This window comes from Serratia sp. PGPR-27 (genome assembly GCF_022678525.1).
GTDB lineage: Bacteria > Pseudomonadota > Gammaproteobacteria > Enterobacterales > Enterobacteriaceae > Serratia > Serratia nematodiphila.
Genome location: NZ_JALBYS010000049.1, coordinates 14840 through 34450 on the forward strand (window position 1 = coordinate 14840; position 19611 = coordinate 34450).

20 protein-coding genes are annotated in these 19611 nt (G+C 61.1%); 3 read left to right on the forward strand and 17 right to left on the reverse strand.

From position 1 onward, the window contains the following. Positions 1-32: 32 nt before the first annotated feature. From tatC to udp, 10 genes are all read right to left on the reverse strand, one after another. On the reverse strand, positions 33-803 hold the full coding sequence (tatC, locus tag MMS95_RS21395; RefSeq protein WP_118892555.1) for a Sec-independent protein translocase subunit TatC: 771 nt from the start codon (positions 801-803) through the stop codon (positions 33-35). A 3-nt stretch (positions 804-806) separates the two neighbouring features. Next, positions 807-1358, reverse strand: coding sequence for a Sec-independent protein translocase protein TatB (gene tatB, locus MMS95_RS21400; protein WP_021504797.1), 552 nt, complete (start codon positions 1356-1358; stop codon positions 807-809). 3 nt (positions 1359-1361) lie between these two features. After that, a complete protein-coding gene (gene tatA, locus MMS95_RS21405) occupies positions 1362-1625 on the reverse strand; it encodes a Sec-independent protein translocase subunit TatA (protein WP_004934452.1) in 264 nt (87 codons plus the stop codon). Between the two features lie 80 nt (positions 1626-1705). Then, entirely contained in the window at positions 1706-3337 is a 1632-nt protein-coding gene (ubiB, locus tag MMS95_RS21410; RefSeq protein WP_004934451.1) for a ubiquinone biosynthesis regulatory protein kinase UbiB, read from the reverse strand. Next, positions 3334-3942 carry an SCP2 domain-containing protein gene (locus MMS95_RS21415; protein ID WP_088381142.1) on the reverse strand — a complete coding sequence of 203 codons (609 nt, stop codon included), beginning with the start codon at positions 3940-3942 and terminating at the stop codon, positions 3334-3336. Before MMS95_RS21415 ends, ubiB begins: the two co-directional genes overlap by 4 nt. Before the next feature lie 13 nt (positions 3943-3955). Continuing rightward, the gene (ubiE, locus tag MMS95_RS21420) at positions 3956-4711 is read right to left on the reverse strand and encodes a bifunctional demethylmenaquinone methyltransferase/2-methoxy-6-polyprenyl-1,4-benzoquinol methylase UbiE (protein ID WP_004934443.1); all 756 of its coding nucleotides are present in this window, start codon (positions 4709-4711) and stop codon (positions 3956-3958) included. A 78-nt stretch (positions 4712-4789) separates the two neighbouring features. Next, the gene (rmuC, locus tag MMS95_RS21425) at positions 4790-6337 is read right to left on the reverse strand and encodes a DNA recombination protein RmuC (protein WP_118892556.1); all 1548 of its coding nucleotides are present in this window, start codon (positions 6335-6337) and stop codon (positions 4790-4792) included. 140 nt (positions 6338-6477) lie between these two features. Next, positions 6478-7008 (reverse strand): DedA family protein, encoded by a 531-nt coding sequence (locus MMS95_RS21430; protein ID WP_004934438.1) that lies wholly within the window; start codon positions 7006-7008, stop codon positions 6478-6480. A gap of 79 nt (positions 7009-7087) precedes the next feature. Further along, positions 7088-7870 carry a tyrosine-protein phosphatase gene (locus MMS95_RS21435; RefSeq protein WP_004934435.1) on the reverse strand — a complete coding sequence of 261 codons (783 nt, stop codon included), beginning with the start codon at positions 7868-7870 and terminating at the stop codon, positions 7088-7090. Positions 7871-8164: 294 nt separating this feature from the next. Continuing rightward, entirely contained in the window at positions 8165-8926 is a 762-nt protein-coding gene (gene udp, locus MMS95_RS21440; RefSeq protein ID WP_004934432.1) for a uridine phosphorylase, read from the reverse strand. A gap of 493 nt (positions 8927-9419) precedes the next feature. On the opposite strand from udp, the gene MMS95_RS21445 reads away from it, so the two are divergent. Then, a complete protein-coding gene (locus tag MMS95_RS21445; RefSeq protein ID WP_242142251.1) occupies positions 9420-10247 on the forward strand; it encodes a dienelactone hydrolase family protein in 828 nt (275 codons plus the stop codon). A gap of 86 nt (positions 10248-10333) precedes the next feature. Here the strand turns inward: MMS95_RS21445 and metE are convergent, their stop codons facing one another. Then, positions 10334-12622, reverse strand: coding sequence for a 5-methyltetrahydropteroyltriglutamate--homocysteine S-methyltransferase (gene metE, locus MMS95_RS21450; RefSeq protein ID WP_085337568.1), 2289 nt, complete (start codon positions 12620-12622; stop codon positions 10334-10336). 90 nt (positions 12623-12712) lie between these two features. Here metE and metR point away from each other — a divergent pair, with 90 nt between their 5' ends. Then, the gene (gene metR, locus MMS95_RS21455) at positions 12713-13657 is read left to right on the forward strand and encodes an HTH-type transcriptional regulator MetR (protein ID WP_015376299.1); all 945 of its coding nucleotides are present in this window, start codon (positions 12713-12715) and stop codon (positions 13655-13657) included. 16 nt (positions 13658-13673) lie between these two features. On the opposite strand, the gene MMS95_RS21460 is transcribed toward metR, so the two are convergent. Beyond that, the gene (locus MMS95_RS21460; RefSeq protein WP_015376298.1) at positions 13674-14534 is read right to left on the reverse strand and encodes a carboxylate/amino acid/amine transporter; all 861 of its coding nucleotides are present in this window, start codon (positions 14532-14534) and stop codon (positions 13674-13676) included. A gap of 151 nt (positions 14535-14685) precedes the next feature. Here MMS95_RS21460 and MMS95_RS21465 point away from each other — a divergent pair, with 151 nt between their 5' ends. Continuing rightward, positions 14686-15015 (forward strand): hypothetical protein, encoded by a 330-nt coding sequence (locus tag MMS95_RS21465; RefSeq protein WP_016929457.1) that lies wholly within the window; start codon positions 14686-14688, stop codon positions 15013-15015. Here the strand turns inward: MMS95_RS21465 and MMS95_RS21470 are convergent. The 5 genes from MMS95_RS21470 to ugpA are packed head-to-tail and all read right to left on the reverse strand — an operon-like array spanning position 14996 to position 19555. Then, positions 14996-15952, reverse strand: a complete 957-nt coding sequence (locus tag MMS95_RS21470; protein ID WP_015376296.1) for an AEC family transporter — start codon at positions 15950-15952, stop codon at positions 14996-14998. The two genes, MMS95_RS21465 and MMS95_RS21470, sit on opposite strands and share 20 nt — an antisense overlap. Positions 15953-16012: 60 nt before the next feature. Further along, on the reverse strand, positions 16013-16750 hold the full coding sequence (gene ugpQ, locus MMS95_RS21475; RefSeq protein ID WP_082997355.1) for a glycerophosphodiester phosphodiesterase: 738 nt from the start codon (positions 16748-16750) through the stop codon (positions 16013-16015). After that, complete coding sequence (locus tag MMS95_RS21480; protein ID WP_103086091.1) at positions 16750-17820, reverse strand: sn-glycerol-3-phosphate import ATP-binding protein UgpC; 1071 nt, start codon at positions 17818-17820, stop codon at positions 16750-16752. Before MMS95_RS21480 ends, ugpQ begins: the two co-directional genes overlap by 1 nt. A 5-nt stretch (positions 17821-17825) precedes the next feature. Continuing rightward, positions 17826-18671, reverse strand: a complete 846-nt coding sequence (ugpE, locus tag MMS95_RS21485) for a sn-glycerol-3-phosphate ABC transporter permease UgpE (RefSeq protein WP_033638989.1) — start codon at positions 18669-18671, stop codon at positions 17826-17828. Next, the gene (gene ugpA, locus MMS95_RS21490; protein ID WP_015376293.1) at positions 18668-19555 is read right to left on the reverse strand and encodes a sn-glycerol-3-phosphate ABC transporter permease UgpA; all 888 of its coding nucleotides are present in this window, start codon (positions 19553-19555) and stop codon (positions 18668-18670) included. Before ugpA ends, ugpE begins: the two co-directional genes overlap by 4 nt. Between the last annotated feature and the right edge of the window lie 56 nt (positions 19556-19611).

Genomic DNA, 19611 nt, shown 5'->3' on the forward strand with positions numbered 1-19611 from the left:
CGCCCAATGGGCGGCTTAGCAATCAAGATGGATCAAGGGGCTGGCGGTTCGTCACCCTCGTCTTCTTCTTCCGCCTGCAGACGACGTTTGCCGGTATAGAAGCGAGCGAAGAACACCCCCACTTCAAACAGCAGGTACATCGGTATTGCCAACAGGGTTTGCGAGAACACGTCCGGCGGCGTCAACAGCATGCCGACCACAAACGCGCCGACCAACACATACGGCCGTTTCTTCTTCAGATCTTCCGGCGAGGTGACGCCACTCCAGCACAGCAGAATGATGGCGACCGGCACTTCGAAGGCGACACCGAACGCCATAAACAGCGCCATGACGAAATCGAGGTAGTTTTTGATGTCGGTGGCAATGGTCACCCCCATCGGCGCGGTCTTGGCAAAGAAGCCGAAGGCCAGCGGGAACACGATGAAGTAGGCGAAAGCCATGCCGAGGTAGAACAGCAGGCTGCTGGACACCAGCAGCGGCATCATCAGGCGGCGTTCATGCTTGTACAGCGCCGGCGCGATGAATGCCCACACCTGATACAAAATCATCGGCGCGGAGACGAACACCGAGACGATCATGGTCAGCTTGATCGGCGTAAAGAACGGTGACGCCACGTCGGTAGCGATCATGCTCGCCCCGGCCGGCAGCTGCTTGAGCAGCGGCGCAGAGACCAACTGGTAGATGTCGTTGGCGAAAAACACCAGCACCACGAACACCGCCAGCACGCAAATAATCGAGTTAAGCAGCCGCTTGCGCAGCTCTATCAGATGACTGATAAGGGGTTGGGTATCTTCAACAGCCATGTATTAACGATCGCCACTAGGTTGGTGAGACGCTGGGGTTTTATCCGCAACAGGTTCGACAGGTGCCGGCGCGGTTTCCGCCGGCGCTTTAGCCGGTTGCGCCGCCACCGGCGCGACGGCTTCAGGTTCCGCTGCCGGTTTTGGCGCGGCGGCGGGCGCACTGGCGCGGGTTGCCGCTTCCGCCGGCGTCACGCCGTCGTGCAAGGCTTCCGGATCGGTGATCTGCGGGTTATGAATGGTGTTCGCCAGCTCTTCTTTCTCGCCCTGGTAGGTGCGTTTCAATGATTCCGCCGCGTCTTTCAGCTCATCCATCGACGCCTTCAGTTCCGGCGTCAGGTTCTGCAGGCCGGCCTGTTCCGCTTTTTTCAGGCTGTCCTGCAGCTCCTGCAGCTTCAGCTCCTGAGACAGTTCGTGCTGCACCGAGGCCGCCAGCGAGCGCAGCGCGCGGATCCAGCCCGATACCGTTCTGACCGCGACCGGCAAGCGTTCCGGCCCCAGAACAACCAGGCCGATTACCAGCACCAGCAGCAGCTCACTAAACCCAATGTCAAACACGGTTTATACCTGCTCTTTGTTCTTCGACTCTTCCGGTTTCACTTCCGGCTGCTTATCGGTAATAGGCTTGGCCGAGAAGTCAGCGTCATCCAGGCTGCTTTTCTCAGCCGTGTTGGGGGTCGATGGCGTATCGTCGCCGATCGCCTTCTTGAAGCCCTTGATCGAGGCGCCGAGATCGGAGCCCAGCGTGCGCAGTTTTTTGGTACCGAACAACAGCACCACGATCACTGCGATGATCAACAATTGCGTAATACTAATACCGCCCATTTTAATTACCTCTAATTTTAAAGGGTCTTTTAAAGCCAGCCCGCATTATAGAGCCGACTTTACCAGAGTAACGAATTAAATCAGGTGGTTCGCTTCCAGCCAATCACCCAGCATACGATGCCGGCGGCCATCATCCAGGCGGGAAACACCTCGATTTGCCCCAGCAGCAACAGCGTGCCGCTTACCAACAGTGTAGCGCCAACGCCGAACAAATAACGTGACTGCCCCTGACGAACCCGCTGAGCCTGCATCTGGTTGGTCAGCTTATCAACGCTTTGTTGCAACAGTTTATGCTGCTGCAAGCTATCGTAAAACAGCTCGGGCAGTTCCGGCAGCTTCTCCGCCCAGAACGGCGCTTTCTCTTTCAGCGCACGCACCACGGCGGGAATGCCGACCTGATCGCGCAGCCAGCTCTCGAGGAACGGCTTGGCGGTGGTCCACAGATCCAGCTGCGGATAGAGCTGACGCCCCAGTCCTTCAACATACAGCAAGGTCTTCTGCAATAACACCAGCTGCGGCTGCACTTCCATATTGAAGCGTCGCGCGGTGTTGAACAGGTTCAGCAGCACGTTGCCGAAGGAAATCTCCGCCAGCGGCTTCTCGAAAATCGGCTCGCACACGGTGCGGATGGCGAATTCGAAGTCTTCCACGTTGGTGTCGCGCGGCACCCACCCGGAGTCGACGTGCAGTTCCGCCACCTTGCGGTAATCGCGGTTGAAGAAGGCGATGAAGTTTTCCGCCAGGTAACGTTTATCATCCTTGTTCAGCGAACCGACGATGCCGCAGTCGATGCCGATGTAGCAAGGATCTTCCGGATGTTCGTAGCTGACGAAAATATTACCGGGATGCATGTCCGCATGGAAGAAGCTGTCGCGGAAGACCTGGGTAAAGAACACCTGGACGCCGCGTTCCGCCAACAGTTTCATGTTGGTGCCCTGCTGTTCCAGCGTGGCGATGTCCGAGACCGGAATGCCGTAAATGCGCTCCATCACCAATACGCTTTCGCGGCAGTAGTCGGAATAAACTTCCGGTACGTACAGCATTGGGCTGCCGTCGAAATTGCGGCGCAGCTGAATGGCGTTAGCCGCTTCGCGCAGCAGGTTCAATTCGTCCAGTAGAGTTTTCTCATACTCGCGTACCACTTCGCGCGGGCGCAGACGGCGGCCGTCCGGCAACAGCTTCGGCACCCAGCCTGCCAACCGGTACATCAGACGCACGTCGGCCTTGATGATCGGCCCGATATCCGGCCGGATCACCTTCAGCACCACTTCCTGGCCGGTGGTTTTCAACCGCGCGGTATGCACCTGCGCGATCGAGGCAGAGGCCAGCGGCTGCTGATCGAAGTCATCGAACCAGGTCTCCAGCGGGCCGCCCATCGCCAGCTCGATATGCTTACGCGCCAACGCGCCATCGAAAGGCGCCACCCGATCCTGCAGCAGCGTCAGCTGATCGGCAATGTGCGGCGGAAACAGATCGCGACGGGTCGACATCATTTGGCCAAACTTGATCCAGACCGGCCCCAGTTCCTGCAGCGCCAGCCGCAGACGTTCACCCAGCGGTTTGTCCTTGTGCCGATTCGGCATCCAGAACAGCAGCCGGCGGCCAAAGCGCAGCGGCAGCGTCAACCGCATTTTAGGGATCAGCTCGTCCAGCCCGTAGCTGAGAAAAACGCGGACGATAAAATACAAACGGCGCAGTTCGCCTGGGGTCATCGCTTGCCCTCCAACTTGTCCATGCGGGCAATCAGCGCTTCCGCGCCGCGGGCGAGTGCGTCAACTTCTTCGTTGAACCACACCACCTCCAGCGGCCCCGGCGCCAGGCGCCACTCTTCCGTCAGCGCCTCAGCCATGTCTTGCTGCCGGCGCATAAAGCCGGCTTTCAGCAGCGAGGCGCCTTTTCCCAGCGCCTGTGTAATGCCTTGGGCGGCGATATCGCCGATGTAGGGCGCCAGCCACTCCGCCGGATCCCACTCCGCCAGATCGAGCAGGCCAACCAGCTGTTGCACCACCTGAATATCGCCTTCCACCGTCAATTCGCCGCTGCGCATCAGCACCGGCAACTGCTGGCGATCGCGCAGCTTCAGCAAGGAGGGAATGCGGCTACGCACGGTGCAATCGGCGCTGTCTTCAGACTGCCCCAGCACATCCACGCGCAGTTCGCTGAACACCAGCACCAGCGGCGAAGCCAACTCTTCCAGTTCGATGCGCAGCACCTTGCCCGCCAGGCGTTGGCGGGCGGCTTTCATGCCGCGATCGCGAAACAGCAGGTTATTCAGCGAGGTTTCCAGCGCACCGGTCAGCAGAGGGGTAAACAGCATCGGCATCTCCCTCTCAGAACTTGAAGCCGCGATGCAGGGCGACAATCCCACCGGTCAGGTTGAAATAGGTGACGTTTTCAAAACCGGCGTTGCCCATCATGCCCTTCAGGGTTTCCTGATCGGGGTGCATGCGGATCGATTCCGCCAGGTAGCGGTAGCTGTCCGGATCTTTCACCACCAGCTCGCCGATCTTCGGCAGCACGTGGAAAGAGTAGGCGTCATAGGCTTTGCTCAGCGGCGCCAGCAGCGGCTTGGAAAATTCCAGCACCAGCAGACGGCCGCCCGGCTTCAGCACGCGGAACATCGAGCGCAGCGCTTTGTCTTTGTCGGTGACGTTACGCAGGCCAAAGGAGATGGTGATGCAATCGAAGTAATTGTCCGGGAACGGCAGCGCTTCGGCGTTGGCCTGCACGTAATTGATGTTGCCGACGATGCCGCGATCGCGCAGCTTCTCGCGCCCCATCTTGAGCATCGAATCGTTGATGTCCGCCAGCACCACCTGCCCCTGCTCGCCCACCATGCGGGAGAACTTGGCGGCCAGGTCGCCGGTACCGCCGGCCAGATCCAGCACGCGCTGCCCGCGGCGCACGCCGCTGCAGTCAATGGTGAAACGCTTCCAGATACGGTGAATACCGAACGACATCAGGTCGTTCATCACGTCATACTTTGCCGCTACCGAATGGAAAACGTCCGCCACCATGGCCTGTTTTTCGTCTCTAGCGACGGTGCGAAAACCGAAATCGGTGGTTTCCTGCGATTGATCTGCCATTGTCCTGCCTGCTATTCAGTCAATTTTGTGTGGATGAGTGTACCAGAAGCCCGGTGAATACCCCACCTCGCCACGGCCTCAGCCGTGCGAAACGAAGCCCGGTTCCCCGGCGGTATCGTCATCGTCGTTCGTCTGCGGCAGCGCGGCGACATCATCGTCGTTCGCCTCTTCCGCTTCATCGTGTTGCGCGCCGGCTTGCTGCGCCAGCAGCGGGTTTATCGGCCGTTTGACCTCAACCCCCAACGCGCGGAAACCTTCAATTTGGCCGATAAGATTACCACGGCCTTCGCTCAGTTTGTTCATCGCCTGACGATAACTGCCCTGCGCCTTGTCCAGGCTCTGCCCCAGCGCGGACATATCGTCCACGAACAGCCGCATCTTGTCATACAGTTTCGCCGCGCGATCGGCGATGCGCTGGGCGTTCTGGCTCTGATGCTCATAGCGCCACAGGTTGGTGATGGTACGCAGCGCCACCAGCAACGTGGTCGGGCTGACCAGCATGATGTTGTGTTTAAGCGCTTCGCTGATCAGCTCCGGCTCGCGATCGATAGCCAGCAGGAAGGCGGGCTCGACCGGAATGAACATCAGCACATAATCCAGCGAACGCAGCCCCGGCAGCTGCTGATAGTCCTTGCGGCCCAGCATGCGGATATGGCCGCGCAGCGAAGCGATATGTTCGCTCAGCGCCGCTTCGCGCTCCGCCTCATCCTCGCCGTTGAAATAGCGCTCGTAGGCGATCAGCGACATCTTGGCGTCAATCACTACATCCTTACCCTGCGGCAGGCGCACGATCACATCGGGCTGCATGCGGCTCTGATGATCCACCCGCACGTTGACCTGCGTTTCATACTCATGTCCTTCGCGCAGGCCGGAAGCCTCCAGCACCCGGCTCAGCACCACCTCGCCCCAGTTGCCCTGCGTTTTGTTGTCGCCTTTCAGCGCCTTGGTGAGGTTGATCGCCTCGCGCGCCATCTGCGCGTTCAACTGCTGCAGATTGCGTATCTCGTGCGTCAGCGTATGGCGCTCACGCGCCTCCTGGCCAAAGCTGTCCTGCACCTGCCGGCGGAAACCGTCCAGCTGTTCGCGCAGCGGCAACAGTAAACGATCCAAACTTTGCTTATTTTGCTCGTCCACCTTGCGGCCGCTGTGTTCAAAAATGCGGTTGGCGAGATTTTCAAACTGGGTGGTGAGCCGCTGTTCGCTGTTGATCAGCAGGCGCTGCTTCTCCTCCGCCGCCATGCGCGTCTCTTCCAGACGGATGGTGACTTCGCGCAGCTCGGCCTCCTGCGCGCTGTTCACCTCGCGCTGGGCGCGCAGCTCTTGGTTGAGCAGCTCGCATTCGTTGCGCCAATGGTTGAGCTGTTGCAGCTTCTCATGCCCGGCCGCCAACTGGCTGTGCAAGTTACGCAGCTCCAGCTCGCTCTGGCGCGACTGCTGTTCGTGGCGCTGCAGGGCCTCCTGCCGCACGGCCGTCTCCTGCTGCGCCTGCTGCAACGCTTGCTCCAGCAACCGCAGTTCGGTTTCATGTTGCGCGTTTGTCTGCTGCACACGCAGACTGGCGATCAGCCACCCCAACAGCATACCGATCGCGACGCCGCCAATCCCATAAATCAGACTGGTATCCACCCTGCCTCCTGTTGCACCTTGCCGTTCCAGCGTTTCGCACGCCCATTGCCCGTCACGTTAAGGGGAGGCTGTATGGATGTCCAGCCTGATTTTGCCCGCCGCGCACAATATTGCGCGGCGCTGCGCAATTTAGCGAGAAATCAACCCAGCCACTGGCTGAGCCACTTGATGCCGAACGCCCCCGGCGCCAGAATGCCGAACGCCCAGATCATCGCCGACGTGACGTTGGCCAGTTGGAAGTAGCGCTGCGGCATGCCGCAAATGCCGCCCACCAACGGCACCACGGCGCGCAGCGGGCCGAAGAAGCGGCCAATGAAAATGCCCAGCACGCCCCAGCGTTCAAAGAAGGCGTGGCCGCGCGCCAGCAGCTGCGGATTGCGCGACAGCGGCCACATATGGGCCACGCGATCCTGATAGTGATAGCCGATCCAGTAAGAGAGCCAGTCGCCGAAAAACGCCCCGGCGGCGGCGGCGGCCCAAATCGGCCAAAAGGCGATGCCGCTTTCGCCGATCAGCGCGCCCAGCGCCAGCAGGATCACCGTGGCCGGCAGCAGCAGCGACAAAAACGCCAGCGACTCGCCGAACGCCAGGAAGAAGATGATGGGAATGGCCCAGCCTTCGTGCTGACGCACGACGTCGCTGACCCAGTTGATAACGTCATTGAGGCTCAATACGGGGCTCCTGATACGCGATGGTTCGCCGCCTAGGATAAGCCGGGGCGAGTTAAACCCCGGTTAAACACGCAGCGATTTACTCGAGGTAGAACGCCTGCAGCGCTTCGCGCTGGGCCGCGCCCAGACCGTATTCCGCTTCCAGCCAGCGGTCGGTGGAGCCGTATTGCTGACGGATGCAGCCCAGCGCCGTCATCAGGAACTCCTCGCGCGCGCTGAGCACGTAGGCGAATTGCTCCAGCGCCGCCGCATTCAGCTTGATAGAGAGCTGATCCAGCATCTGCTCGCGGAAAGTGGCCAGCGTGGTTTCAGTCAGCAGATAGTCTTCCAGCACCGTCGCTTCGTCGGCCCCCAGCGCGAACAGCACCAGTGCCGAACCGACCCCGGTGCGATCCTTGCCGACTGCGCAGTGCTGCACGATTGCGCCGCCGCCGGGATTGCTCAGCAGCTGCGCCAACCGCTGATAGGCTGCATTGCCGAACGGCAGGCGGCGATACAGTTCCAGCATGAACGCGCGGGCGTCGAAAGCGGCCAACGTTTCGTTGGTGAGCTTCTCCAGGTTGGCGTTGACTTCGCTGCTCAGCGGGTTGGCCGGCACGTGATGATAGTCGGCACCATTCCACAGAATATCCGGTTTGGCCTGCACTTCGTCGGCATCGCGGTAGTCCAGCACCGAACGCACCGGCACGCCGGCGAGAAAGGCGCAGTCGTTTTCCGTCAGCCGCTCGAGGGAACCGGAGCGAAACAGCAGGCCGCGCTTGATGCGGCGCCCGTCGGCCACGCCGTTGCCGCCGAAGTCACGGAAATTAATGCCGCCGTCGAGCGGCGCAAGCGAAGGATGAAGCAGGATCTGGGCGGTCATAAACGTCCTCGTTGTTATTGTTCTGACAACGCGCGGCGGCCATCGGCGCAGCGCTGAGGAGTATCACCGTAACAGATTAGTCGCGAATGGAAAAACGGGCCGCGTCGGCGGCCCGTTCAGTCCGTTGACAAAGGAGGAAAAAGCGTGGTTTTTCCTCCTTTGTGGTTATCAGCCGAAAATCAATAAATTGATTTTCCCTGTTTGTTATCCGCTGCTTTCTGCAAACCGGGCAATGGCATGAGGTTTGTCATCAATCTCAACGGACCGCGTCGGCGGCCCGTTGAGGGGAGGCGATTACAGCAGACGGCGGGCGGCGTCCACCACGATCTGCACCGCTTTGCTTTCGGTGTTTTTCATGGTCTCGGCGTTCGGGATCTCTTGCTGGGTGCGGTTGACGATCACCCCAGCCACCATGCCGGCACGCAGGCCCTGGCTGGCGCACATGGTCAGCAGCGTAGCGGACTCCATTTCATAGTTCATCACGCCCATCGCCTGCCACTCTTCCATCGAGCCTTTAAAACGGCTAACCACACGGCCGGAGTAGGTGTCGTAACGTTCCTGGCCCGGGTAGAAAGTATCGGAAGAAGCGGTTACGCCAATGTGGGTGGTCGCGCCGCTGGCTTTGGCCGCTTCCACCAGCGCGGTGGTGCAGGCGAAGTCCGCAACCGCCGGGAACTCCATCGGCGCAAAGTGCAGGCTGGCGCCGTCGAGGCGTACCGCCGCCGTAGTCACCAGCACGTCACCGACGTTGATATTGGCCTGAATGGCGCCGGTGGTGCCGATGCGCAGGAAAGTGCGAATACCCAGCTGCGCCAGCTCTTCCACCGCGATAGAGGTAGACGGGCCGCCAATACCGGTGGAGCAGACGATCACCGCCTTGCCGTCCAGCTCTGCGCGCCAGGTGGTGAATTCACGATGGGAGGCCAGATGCACCGGATTTTCCATCAGCTTGGCAATCTTCTCTACGCGCTGCGGATCGCCCGGCACGATGGCAAGCTGGGCCCCTTGTAAATCGTTCTTGGTGAGGCCGAGATGAAAAACGTCAGACTGAGACATACGAGACTCCTCATGGATCATGTTTATTGGGAGGAACAAAAAAGCACTCTACTGAAAATCGCCGCTTAATTTCGTGACGACAGTCACTATGAAAAGAGAAACAAATTACATGCTACATATTTTTTGTGATTTTTATCACAAAAAAGCACTATCACTATAAGGCATCCAGAATGCACCGCTAAACCTCAGTCTAGCCGACAAACCTTGCAGCTCCCTGCCCGTTGGTTGCCGACTGAAACTATTTAGCTCATCAATCCGAAATAACTCCATCTTATCGGTTGCTTAGGGGCAAAAAAGCCCTCTAACGCACCTTATGGCACTTACGCGGGCCAAAACGCGTAATAACATGATAAAAAGCGCTTAAAAATGCCGCAAAGCCAGATAATTAGCCGTTTTTTATCGACTTGTCCGAAAGTGCGCCACGCAGCGCCAATAATGGGTAATCTTTCCTATAGTTAATCTCAGCGCTTTTTTCTATTGCACGGAGACCGCAATGAAAACCGAACATGTGATGACATTAGAACAGGCTCAGGGGGGATTCGCCCCGGCCGCCGCGCCGTTGGCCGCCTCCGCGATTATCACCGACGAACAGGGCATTCATGCCGGGCAAACGACCATCCCTTCTCAGGGCGACGCGCTGCCGACCTACGTCGCCAAACCCGCCGACCATAACGACCCCTTTCCCATCGTGCTGGTGGTGCAGGAAATCTTCGGCGTCCATGAGCACATTCAGGATCTGTGCCGTCGCCTGGCCAAGCAGGGCTATCTGGCGATCGCGCCCGAGCTCTATTTTCGCCAGGGCGATGCCAACGACTACAGCGATATCGGCGAGCTGTTCCAGCAGTTGGTGACCAGGGTGCCGGATCGCCAGGTGCTGTCGGATCTGGATCACGCCGCGCACTGGGCTATCCGCCACGGCGGCGACGCCGGCAAGCTGGCGATCACCGGCTTCTGCTGGGGCGGCCGCATTACCTGGCTGTACGCGGCGCACAACCCGCAGTTGAAGGCGGCGGTCGCCTGGTACGGCAAACTGGTCGGCGAGAAAACGCTGAATTCACCGAAGCATCCGGTCGATGTCGCCACCCACCTGTCGGCGCCGGTACTGGGGCTGTATGGCGGGCAGGACAGCGGCATTCCGCTGGAGACGGTGGAAACCATGCGCCAGGCGATCCGCGCCGCCAACGCCGAGGCCGAAATCGTGGTGTACCCCGAGGTCGGGCATGCGTTCAACGCCGATTATCGTCCCAGCTACAACGCCGAAGCGGCGCAAGACGGCTGGCAACGCATGCTGGCGTGGTTCGCCCAGCACGGCGTCAAGTAACCTCCACCGCATAAAAAAGGGCGCCGAAGCGCCCAATCATCACACCAGTCAGTCTGTAAGCGGCGGAGCTCATCCGCCGCACGCCATCACGCCTGCTCGCGCAGGCGCTGCGCCGCCAATACCATGTTGGCCAGCGACTGCCGGGTTTCCGGCCAGCCGCGGGTTTTCAGGCCGCAGTCCGGGTTAACCCACAGGCGTTCCGCCGGGATGTTCTGCGCCGCTTTACGCAGCAGCGCTTCGATCCATTCCACGCTCGGCACGTTCGGCGAGTGGATATCGTAGACGCCCGGCCCGATTTCGTTCGGGTATTCGAACTCTTTGAAGGCTTCCAGCAGATCCATATCGGAACGCGAGGTCTCGATGGTGATCACGTCAGCGTCCAGCGCGGCGATGGAGTCCATGATGTCGTTGAACTCGCAGTAACACATATGGGTGTGGATCTGGGTGTCGTCCCGCGCCACGGCGGCGTTCAATTTGAAGGCGTCCACCGCCCAGTTCAGGTAGGCGGCCCAGTCGGATTGACGCAGCGGCAGCCCCTCGCGCAGGGCGGGTTCGTCGATCTGAATGATGCCGATGCCGGCTTTTTCCAAATCTTCCACCTCGTCGCGCAGCGCCAGCGCAATCTGCTTGGCGATCACTTCGCGGGTCACGTCTTCACGCGGGAACGACCAGCACAGGATGGTCACCGGCCCGGTCAACATGCCTTTTACCGGCTTGTCGGTCAGCGACTGGGCGAATTTCGCCCATTCGACGGTAATGGCTTCCGGGCGGCTGACGTCACCGATGATCACCGGCGGCTTCACGCAGCGGGAGCCGTAGCTCTGCACCCAGCCGTTCTGGGTAAACACGAAGCCGTCGAGGTTCTCGCCGAAATATTCCACCATGTCGTTGCGCTCGGCTTCACCGTGCACCAGCACGTCCAGCCCGAGGCGCTCCTGCTCAACGATCGCCTGTTTGATGTGCTCACCGATGCTGGTGCGGTAGTTGCTGCCGTCCAGACGGCCCTGCTTGAAGTCCAGACGCAGGCCGCGGATCTCGGTGGTCTGCGGGAACGAACCGATGGTGGTGGTCGGCCAGGCCGGCAGGTTGAAACGTTCGCGCTGCGCCCTGGCGCGCTCGGCGTAAGCGCTGTGGCGCTCGCTGTCCTGCGCGGTGATCGCGGCCAGACGGCGCTCAACCTGTGGGTTATGCACACGGCTCGACTGACGGCGGGCGCGGATCGGTGCGCTGTAGGCGTCCAGTTCGGCTTGCTTCGCCGCGTCAGGCGCGTTCAGCGCCGCAGCCAGCAGCGCCAACTCGGCGCATTTTTGCAGCGCGAAGGCGAACCAGCTTTTCACTTCTTCATCCAGACGGCTTTCCACGCTCAGGTCGATCGGGCTGTGCAGCAGTGAACAGGAGGTGCCGATCCACAGTGGGCGGGTGCCCACCAGCGGCTGAAGACGTTCGAACCAGCGGCTCAGATCGGCGCGCCAAACGTTGCGGCCGTTGATCACGCCCAGCGACAGCAGCCAGTCTTGCGGCAATGCGGCGCTCAACGCGGCGATATCGTCATGGCCGGCGACCAGATCGACGTGCAGCCCCTGCACCGGCAGCGTGCGAATAGTGTCGAGGTTGTGGCCGACGCTGTCGAAATAGGTAGTCAACAGCAGCTTAACCTGCCCCTGCAGCGCGTCGTAAGCCGGTTTAAAGGCGTCCAGCCAGGCCTGCGGCAGCTCCAGCACCAGCGCAGGCTCGTCAATTTGCACCCACTCGACGCCGCGTTTCGCCAGCTCGGCCAGCACCTGTTGGTAAACCGGCAGGATATCTTTCAACAGCGACAGGCGATCGAACGGCTCGCCCTTCACTTTACCCAGCCACAGATAGGTCACCGGGCCCAGCAGCACCGGTTTGATGCGGTGACCAAGCGCCAGCGCTTCGTCCACTTCATCCAGAAGTTGGGTCCAGCCCAGCTTGAACTGCTGGCCTTGTTGGAACTCGGGCACCATGTAGTGGTAGTTGGTGTTGAACCATTTGGTCATTTCCGCCGCGGCCGCCGGCTCGCCGGTCGGTGCGCGGCCACGGCCGATGCGGAACAGCGTGTCCAGATCGATCGAGCCATCCGCATTCTGATGACGCGCCGGCACGTTGCCCAGCAGCAGGCTGGTGGTCAACACATGATCGTACCAGGCGAAATCGCCGACCGGCACCAAATCCACCCCGGCCTGCTGTTGCTGTTGCCAATGGCGAGCGCGCAGCTCGCGGCCAACCGCCAACAGCTCTTCCTGCGTTGAGTTGCCAGCCCAGTAGCTTTCCTGAGCTTTTTTCAGCTCACGTCGTAGCCCAACGCGAGGAAAACCCAGTGTGTGATTCAAAATTGCCATCGTCTCATTCCCCATTTAGCCGTCCAGATGTTTACACATCCATAATCAGCAGGTACTGTATTAACCACAAGCGCAATTTATTCACTGTCAATGTGAAGGACTCTCATGATCGAACTGAAACATTTACGGACGCTGCAGGCCCTGCGCAGCAGCGGTTCGCTGGCGGGGGCGGCGGCCCAACTTCATCAGACGCAGTCTGCCCTGTCGCACCAGTTCAGCGATCTTGAGCAACGTCTGGGCTTCAAGCTGTTCGTGCGCAAGAGCCAGCCGCTGCGCTTCACCGCCCAGGGCGAGATCTTGCTGCAGCTGGCGGAACAGGTGCTGCCGCAAATCTCACAGGCGCTGCAGGCCTGCCACGAGCCGCACCAAACCACGCTGCGCATCGCCATCGAATGCCACAGCTGCATTCAGTGGCTGACGCCGGCGCTGGACAATTTCCGCCAGCGTTTCCCGCAGGTGGTGATGGACTTCACCTCCGGCGTGACTTTCGATCCGCAGCCGGCCCTGCAACAGGGCGAGCTGGATCTGGTGATGACGTCGGATATCCTGCCGCGCAGCGGCCTGCACTATTCGCCGATGTTCGATTTCGAGGTGCGTCTGGTGCTGGCGCCGGATCATCCGCTGGCCGGCAAGCCGCACATCGAGCCGGCAGACTTGAGCGATGAAACGCTGTTGATTTACCCGGTGCAGCGCCAGCGGCTGGATATCTGGCGGCATTTCCTGCAGCCGGCGGGCGTCAACCCGGCATTGAAGAACGTCGATAACACGCTGCTGCTGATCCAGATGGTCTCGGCGCGGATGGGGATTGCGGCGCTGCCGCATTGGGTGGTGGAGAGTTTCGAACGGCAGGGGCTGGTGGTGACCAAAACCCTGGGTGACGGCCTGTGGAGCCGCCTGTACGCCGCCGTGCGCGACGGCGAACAGCGCCAGGCGGTGACCGAAGCCTTTATCCGCTCGGCCCGCCAGCACGCCTGCGATCATCTGCCGTTCGTGCGCGACGCGGCACGCCCCGGCGCGACCGGCGCCAAAGCGTTGGCGGCCGGCGTATAAACTGTCGCCCTCCCGTTTAGCCGAGCTGTTTCGGCGCCACCCAGCGGCGGTGCACCCACAGCGAAGCGACGATCACCGCCCCGCCGATGATAAAGCTCGGCCAGTGCGGCTGTTGCTGCCAGATGGCAAGGTTGACCAACAAGCCGGCCGGCACATGCATGTTGTTCATGATGCCGAGCGTGCCGGCATCCACCTGCGTCGCGCCGTAGTTCCACATGAAATAGCCCAGCCCCGACGCCACCACGCCCAGCCAGATCAGCACGCCCCACTGCAGATTGGTCGTCGGCAGCTGCTGCGGATTGCCCCACAGGAACCAGGCCACCACCGCCACCACCGCCGCCCCCAGGTAGAACCAGGAAAAGGCGGTGTGCTGCGGCAAGGGGTGCACTTCCATCAGGCGCTTATAGCCGACCATGCCGATGGCGAAGCTGATGTTCGCCGCCTGCACCAACAGCAGCCCCCACCAGAAGTGTTCGCTCAGTTGGTGATAGCGAATGATCGCCGCGCCCAGCACCGCCAGCAGCGCGCTGAACACATAGCCCCAGCGTAAACGTCGGCCGCTCAGTAAGTCGTAGATCAGCGTGATGTACAGCGGCGTCAACACGGTGAACAGCAGGAATTCGGGTACCGTCAGGTAGAGATAGGCGCGGAAGCTGAACAGATACATGATGCCCAGTTGGAAGGCGCCCACCAGCATATACAGCAGGATCACCCTGGGCTTGATATTGCGCCAGCGCAGGAACGGCAGGAACACCAGCGCCGCCAGCCCGATGCGCACCAGCGCCGAAAACCCGCTGTCGACCTGACCCGCCAAATACTCGCCGATCAGGCTAAAAGAAAACGCCCACAGAATGGTGGTGATAACCAAGAGCAGCACGATGGGTTCATCCTAGCAATTCATAAACCGCGATTGTAACGGAAGATGGGCACCGCGTTGGCGAAAAGGCGGTTTACATTTGAACAAAATATAAACTACCAGCAAAATTTCACCGCTGGGTTAGGCTTAATAAAAAAGCGAGGTAACCATCATGAAAACGTCTCACATCCTGTTCGCTCTGCTGTTGCTGCCCGGCCTGGCTGCAGCGGCCAACGGCGTAACCGATCTGCGTTCACAGCAGCAGCTTCTCAACCAAAACAGCCAACAGGCGCAGCAACAGCGCTTGTTGAACAACCGGCAGATGGATCAACGCCGCCTGCAACAACAGCGACAGTTCGACAATCAACGGCAACAGCTGTTGCAAACCACGCCGAACGGCGGCCAGCTGCTGCCTAACGGCAACCAGCCGCGCGATCCGTTCAACCGTACCGCGCCGGCGGTGCCGCAGGCCCCGCTGCCGGCTACGCCCGCACGCCCATAACGGTGAGGATCAGCGGCGTGGTGATCGCCGCCAGCACGGTGGACATCACCAGGCTGGTGGCGGCCGGGCCGGTGAGCGTATTGAACTGACGCGACATCAGGTAGACATTCACCCCCACCGCCATTGAGCCCAGCAGCACCACCACGCGGGTCTCCATCGGCGGCAGATCCATCATCCAGGCCAGCAGCCAAATCACCAACGGCTGTACCAGCAACTTCAGCACGCAGATGGCGCTGCTCAGTTGCCAGCCTTCGCTGATGCGGTACTCGGCGAGCCCCATGCCAAGCACCACCAGCGACAGCGGCGCCGCCACCTGGCCGAGCATGCTGACCGGCCGATCGACGAAGTCCGGCAGCGGCAGGCCGGTCAGGCTAAACAGCGTGCCGGACAAAATGCCGACGATCAGCGGGTTGGTCAGCACGCTGCGCGCGGTTTTAGCAAAGCCCCCCAGCGTCGGCGAGCCGTTGCGCGCCCATTCGATCGACACCGTGACCAGCGTCCACAGGATCAGGCCGTTGAACACCAGCACCAGCGCCACCGACGGGATCGCCGCCTGCCCCAGCATCACGCTGGCGATCGGTAAACCGAGCATCACGTTATTGGAGAAAATACCGCCCAGCGCAAACACCGACCCGGCGACGCCATCCAGCCGGAAAAGGTACCGGGCAACCAGGCGGCCGAGCACGAACACGATCAGGCAACTGCCGAAGAACGCGATCAACAGCCGGGCATCGACCGCCGGACGCTGCGAGAAGTCGCACATCATGCGAAACAGCATGGCGGGCAAGGCGAGGGAAAACACAAAGCGCGTCAGGCCATCGGTGATGCTGGCGGGCCATTTCCCCCAGCGAATCAGCCCATAACCCAACGCGATCAGGACGAACAGCGGTAATGACAGCACCATCTGGTGCCACAGTGACAGGATAAAGCCAGGCATCGCATTCCTTCCGGTGGTGCGGCGGCAAGGCTTGTCGTCGCAGGATTCATCAGCGCCGGATTAGAACTCCGAGCCAATCAAATCTATCCGGTCGGTGCAAATGCAGTCAACGCCCCAGTCGAGCAGCAGGCGCGCGCGATCCGGCTGGTTAACGGTATACACCAGAATGCGCAGCCCGGCGTCTTTCAACGCTGTCACCCGCTCGGCGGTCAGCGCCTTGTGGTCGATATGCAGCGAGACGCAGTCCAGGCGTTCCGTCAGCTCGCGCCAGTTGTCGTCCCAGTCCTCCAGCAGCAAGCCGCGCGGCAAATCCGGCACGGTGCGCTGCGCCGCCGCCAGCGCTTCCACCGAGAAGGAGGAGAGCAGCGGGTCGGTCTGCCCTTGCCACAGCAGCCGCGCCGCCAGCGCCACCACCCGGCCGGTTTCGTCGTCGCTGCCGGTGGTCGGTTTGATCTCGATATTGGCCATCAGGCCGTGTTCCCGGCAGCGTTCCGCCACCTCCGACAGCAGCGGCAGCCGCTCGCCCTTGAAGGCCGAGCTGTACCAGTTGCCGGCGTCCAACTGCACCAGCTTATCCCACGGCAGCTCGCCCGCCACGCCCCAGCCGTTGCTGGTGCGATCGAGCGTATCATCATGCAGCAGGAAAATTTGTCCGTCCTGCGCCAGTTTGGCGTCGAACTCGATCATCTTGTGGCCGTGGCGCGCGCCGACGTCGATCGCAGCCAGGGTGTTTTCCGGCGCCAGAGAACCGCCGCCGCGGTGGGCGACAATATGAGGGTAAGGCCAGGGTCTCGTCATCAATCCATCCGTAATCCGCTGTGGGTGTCAAAAAAGTGCAGCGCCTGAGCAGGCAGCTGCAAATATAGCGTACTGCCCGCCGCCGGCAAGGTTTCATGCGACAGCCTCGCGATCACCCCGTGGCCGCCCCACTGGCCGTGCGCCAGATTGTCGGCCCCCAGCAGTTCCAGCGTCTGCAGCTGCAGCGGCACGCCCTGGCTTTGCGCCACCCGCTGAATATGCTCCGGCCGAATGCCCAGCGTCAACTGCCGCCCCGCCCACTGCGGTTTGGCCGCCGGCAACGGCAGCGCCATGCCGTCCGCCAGCAGCAGCTGGCCGCCGTCGGCGCTCAGGGTGCCGGGCAGCAAATTCATCGCCGGCGAGCCGATAAAGCCGGCGACGAACAACGAAGCCGGCCGCTGATATACCTCGCTCGGGGTGCCGATCTGCTCCGCCACGCCCTTGTTCATCACGATCACCCGCTGCGCCAGCGTCATCGCCTCCACCTGATCGTGGGTCACGTACAGGCTGGTGGTTTTCAGGCGTCGGTGCAGCTGTTGCAGCTCCAGGCGCATCTGCACCCGCAGTTTGGCGTCCAGGTTGGACAGCGGCTCGTCGAACAGGAATACCGCCGGTTCGCGCACGATGGCGCGCCCCATCGCCACGCGCTGGCGCTGGCCGCCGGATAGCTCGCGCGGTTTGCGCTTGAGCAGCGGCTCCAGCTCCAGAATGCGCGCCGCCTCCTCCACCCGCTGGCGGATATGATCCTTGCCGAAACCGCGGATCTTGAGGCCGTAAGCCATGTTGTCGTACACGCTCATGTGCGGATAGAGCGCGTAGTTCTGGAACACCATCGCGATGCCGCGATCCTTGGGCTCCAGATCGGTCACGCGCCGGGTATCGATATAAATATCACCGCTGGTGGTGCGTTCCAGCCCGGCCACCATGCGCAGCAGCGTGGACTTGCCGCAGCCGGACGGGCCGACCATCACGATGAACTCACCGTCCGCCACATCGAGATCGATCTGTTTGATCACCGGCGTTTTACCGTCGTAAGACTTGGTGACCGCCTGTAGTTTTAATCCTGCCATCGTCGTTATTTCTCGCTATCAACCAGACCGCGCACAAACCAGCGCTGCATCAGAAGCACCACCGCCAACGGTGGCAATAAAGTCAGAATCATCGCCGCCATCACCTGGTTCCACTGGGTCGGCGCGCCGGAAGTGGAGATCATGCTCTTGATGCCCGCCACCGCGGTGCCCATCGAGGCGTCGCTGGTGATCAGGATCGGCCACAGGTATTGGTTCCAGCCGTAGATAAAGGTGATGACGAACAGCGCCGCCAGATTGGTTTTCGACAGCGGCAACACGATGTCCCAGAAGAAACGCATCGGCCCGGCGCCGTCGATGCGCGCCGCCTCCAGCAGCTCATCCGGCAACGTCATGAAGAACTGGCGCAGCAGGAAGGTGGCGGTGGCCGAGGCCATCAGCGGCAGCGTCAGGCCGGTATAGCTGTCCAGCAGGTTGAGGTTGGAGATCACCTCCACCGTCGGGAAAATGCGCACCTCCACCGGCAGCATCAGGGTGAGGAAAATCAGCCAGAAGAACAGGCTGCGCAGCGGGAAACGGAAATATACGATGGCGTAAGCCGACAGCACCGACACCGCGATCTTGCCGCAGGTGATCGCCAGCGCCATGATCACGCTGTTCAGCAGCAGCAACGAGAAGGGCACTTTGAGGTTGCCCACGCCGCCCTGCCAGATATTGCGGATGTTCTCCCACAGGTGGCCGCCGGGCACCAGCGTCATCGGCACCTGAAACACCTGTTTGTCGTCCAGCGTGGCGGCGACAAAGGCCACGTACAGCGGGAACAGCACCACCAGCACGCCGATAATCAGCATCACATGGCTGAAGACATCCAGCCCGCGTCGATTCTCAATCATTGGTAGCGCACCTTACGTTCAACGAAGCGGAACTGGATCACCGTCAGGCCGATCACCAGCAGCATCAGGATCACCGACTGCGCGGCGGAGCTGGAGAGATCCAACCCGGCGAAGCCTTCGCGGTAGATCTTGTAGATCAACGTGGTGGTGGACTGCACCGGCCCGCCGCCGGTGGCGGCGTCGATCACCGGGAAGGTATCGAAGAAGGCGTACACCAGATTGACCACCAGCAGGAAGAAGCTCACCGGCGCGATCAGCGGCAGCACCAGATGGAAGAAGCGGCGTACCGGGCCGGCGCCGTCGATGGCCGCCGCCTCCACCAGCGAACGCGGGATCGACTGCAGCGCCGCGAGGAAAAACAGGAAGTTATAGCTTATCTGCTGCCATACCGAGGCCAGCACCACCAGGAACATCGCCTGGCCGCTGTTTTGCGCATGGTTCCAGTTATAGCCCAGCCCATTGAGGAAGTGGGTGATCAACCCGAGACCGGGGTTGAACAGAAAGATCCACAGCACCGCCGCCACCGCCGGCGCCACCGCGTAGGGCAGGATCATCAGCGTGCGATAGAGGCGGCTGCCGCGCAGCACGTAGTCCACCAGCGCAGCGAAGAACAGCGAGACCGCCAGCCCGATGCCCGCCACCAGGAAGCTGAAGATCAGCGTGGTGTAGAACGAGTCGAGGTAGTAAGGATCCTGGAACAGCTGCTTAAAGTTATCCAGCCCGACAAACTGGCTGGACAGGCCGAACGGATCGAGACTCTGCACCGAATACCACAGCGCCTCGCCGGCGGGCCATAAAAAGAACACGGCGGTAATCAGCAGCTGCGGCAGCACCAATGCATAGGGCAACCAGCTGCAGCCGAAACCGGGACGGGAAGATGACATAGCAGTTAAACCATTAATCGGGCACGGAAGGATCGGCGTGAAGACGCGGGGCCGGG

Excerpts from the sequence above, each read along its gene's own strand:
- tatA (WP_004934452.1), bottom strand. The coding sequence starts at position 1,625 with ATGGGCGGTATTAGTATTACGCAATTGTTGATCATCGCAGTGATCGTG.
- MMS95_RS21465 (WP_016929457.1), top strand. The coding sequence starts at position 14,686 with ATGAAAACGTCTCACATCCTGTTCGCTCTGCTGTTGCTGCCCGGCCTG.
- ugpA (WP_015376293.1), bottom strand. The coding sequence starts at position 19,555 with ATGTCATCTTCCCGTCCCGGTTTCGGCTGCAGCTGGTTGCCCTATGCA.
- MMS95_RS21415 (WP_088381142.1), bottom strand. The coding sequence starts at position 3,942 with ATGCTGTTTACCCCTCTGCTGACCGGTGCGCTGGAAACCTCGCTGAAT.
- tatC (WP_118892555.1), bottom strand. The coding sequence starts at position 803 with ATGGCTGTTGAAGATACCCAACCCCTTATCAGTCATCTGATAGAGCTG.
- ugpQ (WP_082997355.1), bottom strand. The coding sequence starts at position 16,750 with ATGACGAGACCCTGGCCTTACCCTCATATTGTCGCCCACCGCGGCGGC.
- ubiE (WP_004934443.1), bottom strand. The coding sequence starts at position 4,711 with ATGGCAGATCAATCGCAGGAAACCACCGATTTCGGTTTTCGCACCGTC.
- MMS95_RS21435 (WP_004934435.1), bottom strand. The coding sequence starts at position 7,870 with ATGACCGCCCAGATCCTGCTTCATCCTTCGCTTGCGCCGCTCGACGGC.
- udp (WP_004934432.1), bottom strand. The coding sequence starts at position 8,926 with ATGTCTCAGTCTGACGTTTTTCATCTCGGCCTCACCAAGAACGATTTA.
- MMS95_RS21445 (WP_242142251.1), top strand. The coding sequence starts at position 9,420 with ATGAAAACCGAACATGTGATGACATTAGAACAGGCTCAGGGGGGATTC.
- MMS95_RS21480 (WP_103086091.1), bottom strand. The coding sequence starts at position 17,820 with ATGGCAGGATTAAAACTACAGGCGGTCACCAAGTCTTACGACGGTAAA.
- metR (WP_015376299.1), top strand. The coding sequence starts at position 12,713 with ATGATCGAACTGAAACATTTACGGACGCTGCAGGCCCTGCGCAGCAGC.
- ubiB (WP_004934451.1), bottom strand. The coding sequence starts at position 3,337 with ATGACCCCAGGCGAACTGCGCCGTTTGTATTTTATCGTCCGCGTTTTT.
- MMS95_RS21470 (WP_015376296.1), bottom strand. The coding sequence starts at position 15,952 with ATGCCTGGCTTTATCCTGTCACTGTGGCACCAGATGGTGCTGTCATTA.
- metE (WP_085337568.1), bottom strand. The coding sequence starts at position 12,622 with ATGGGGAATGAGACGATGGCAATTTTGAATCACACACTGGGTTTTCCT.
- ugpE (WP_033638989.1), bottom strand. The coding sequence starts at position 18,671 with ATGATTGAGAATCGACGCGGGCTGGATGTCTTCAGCCATGTGATGCTG.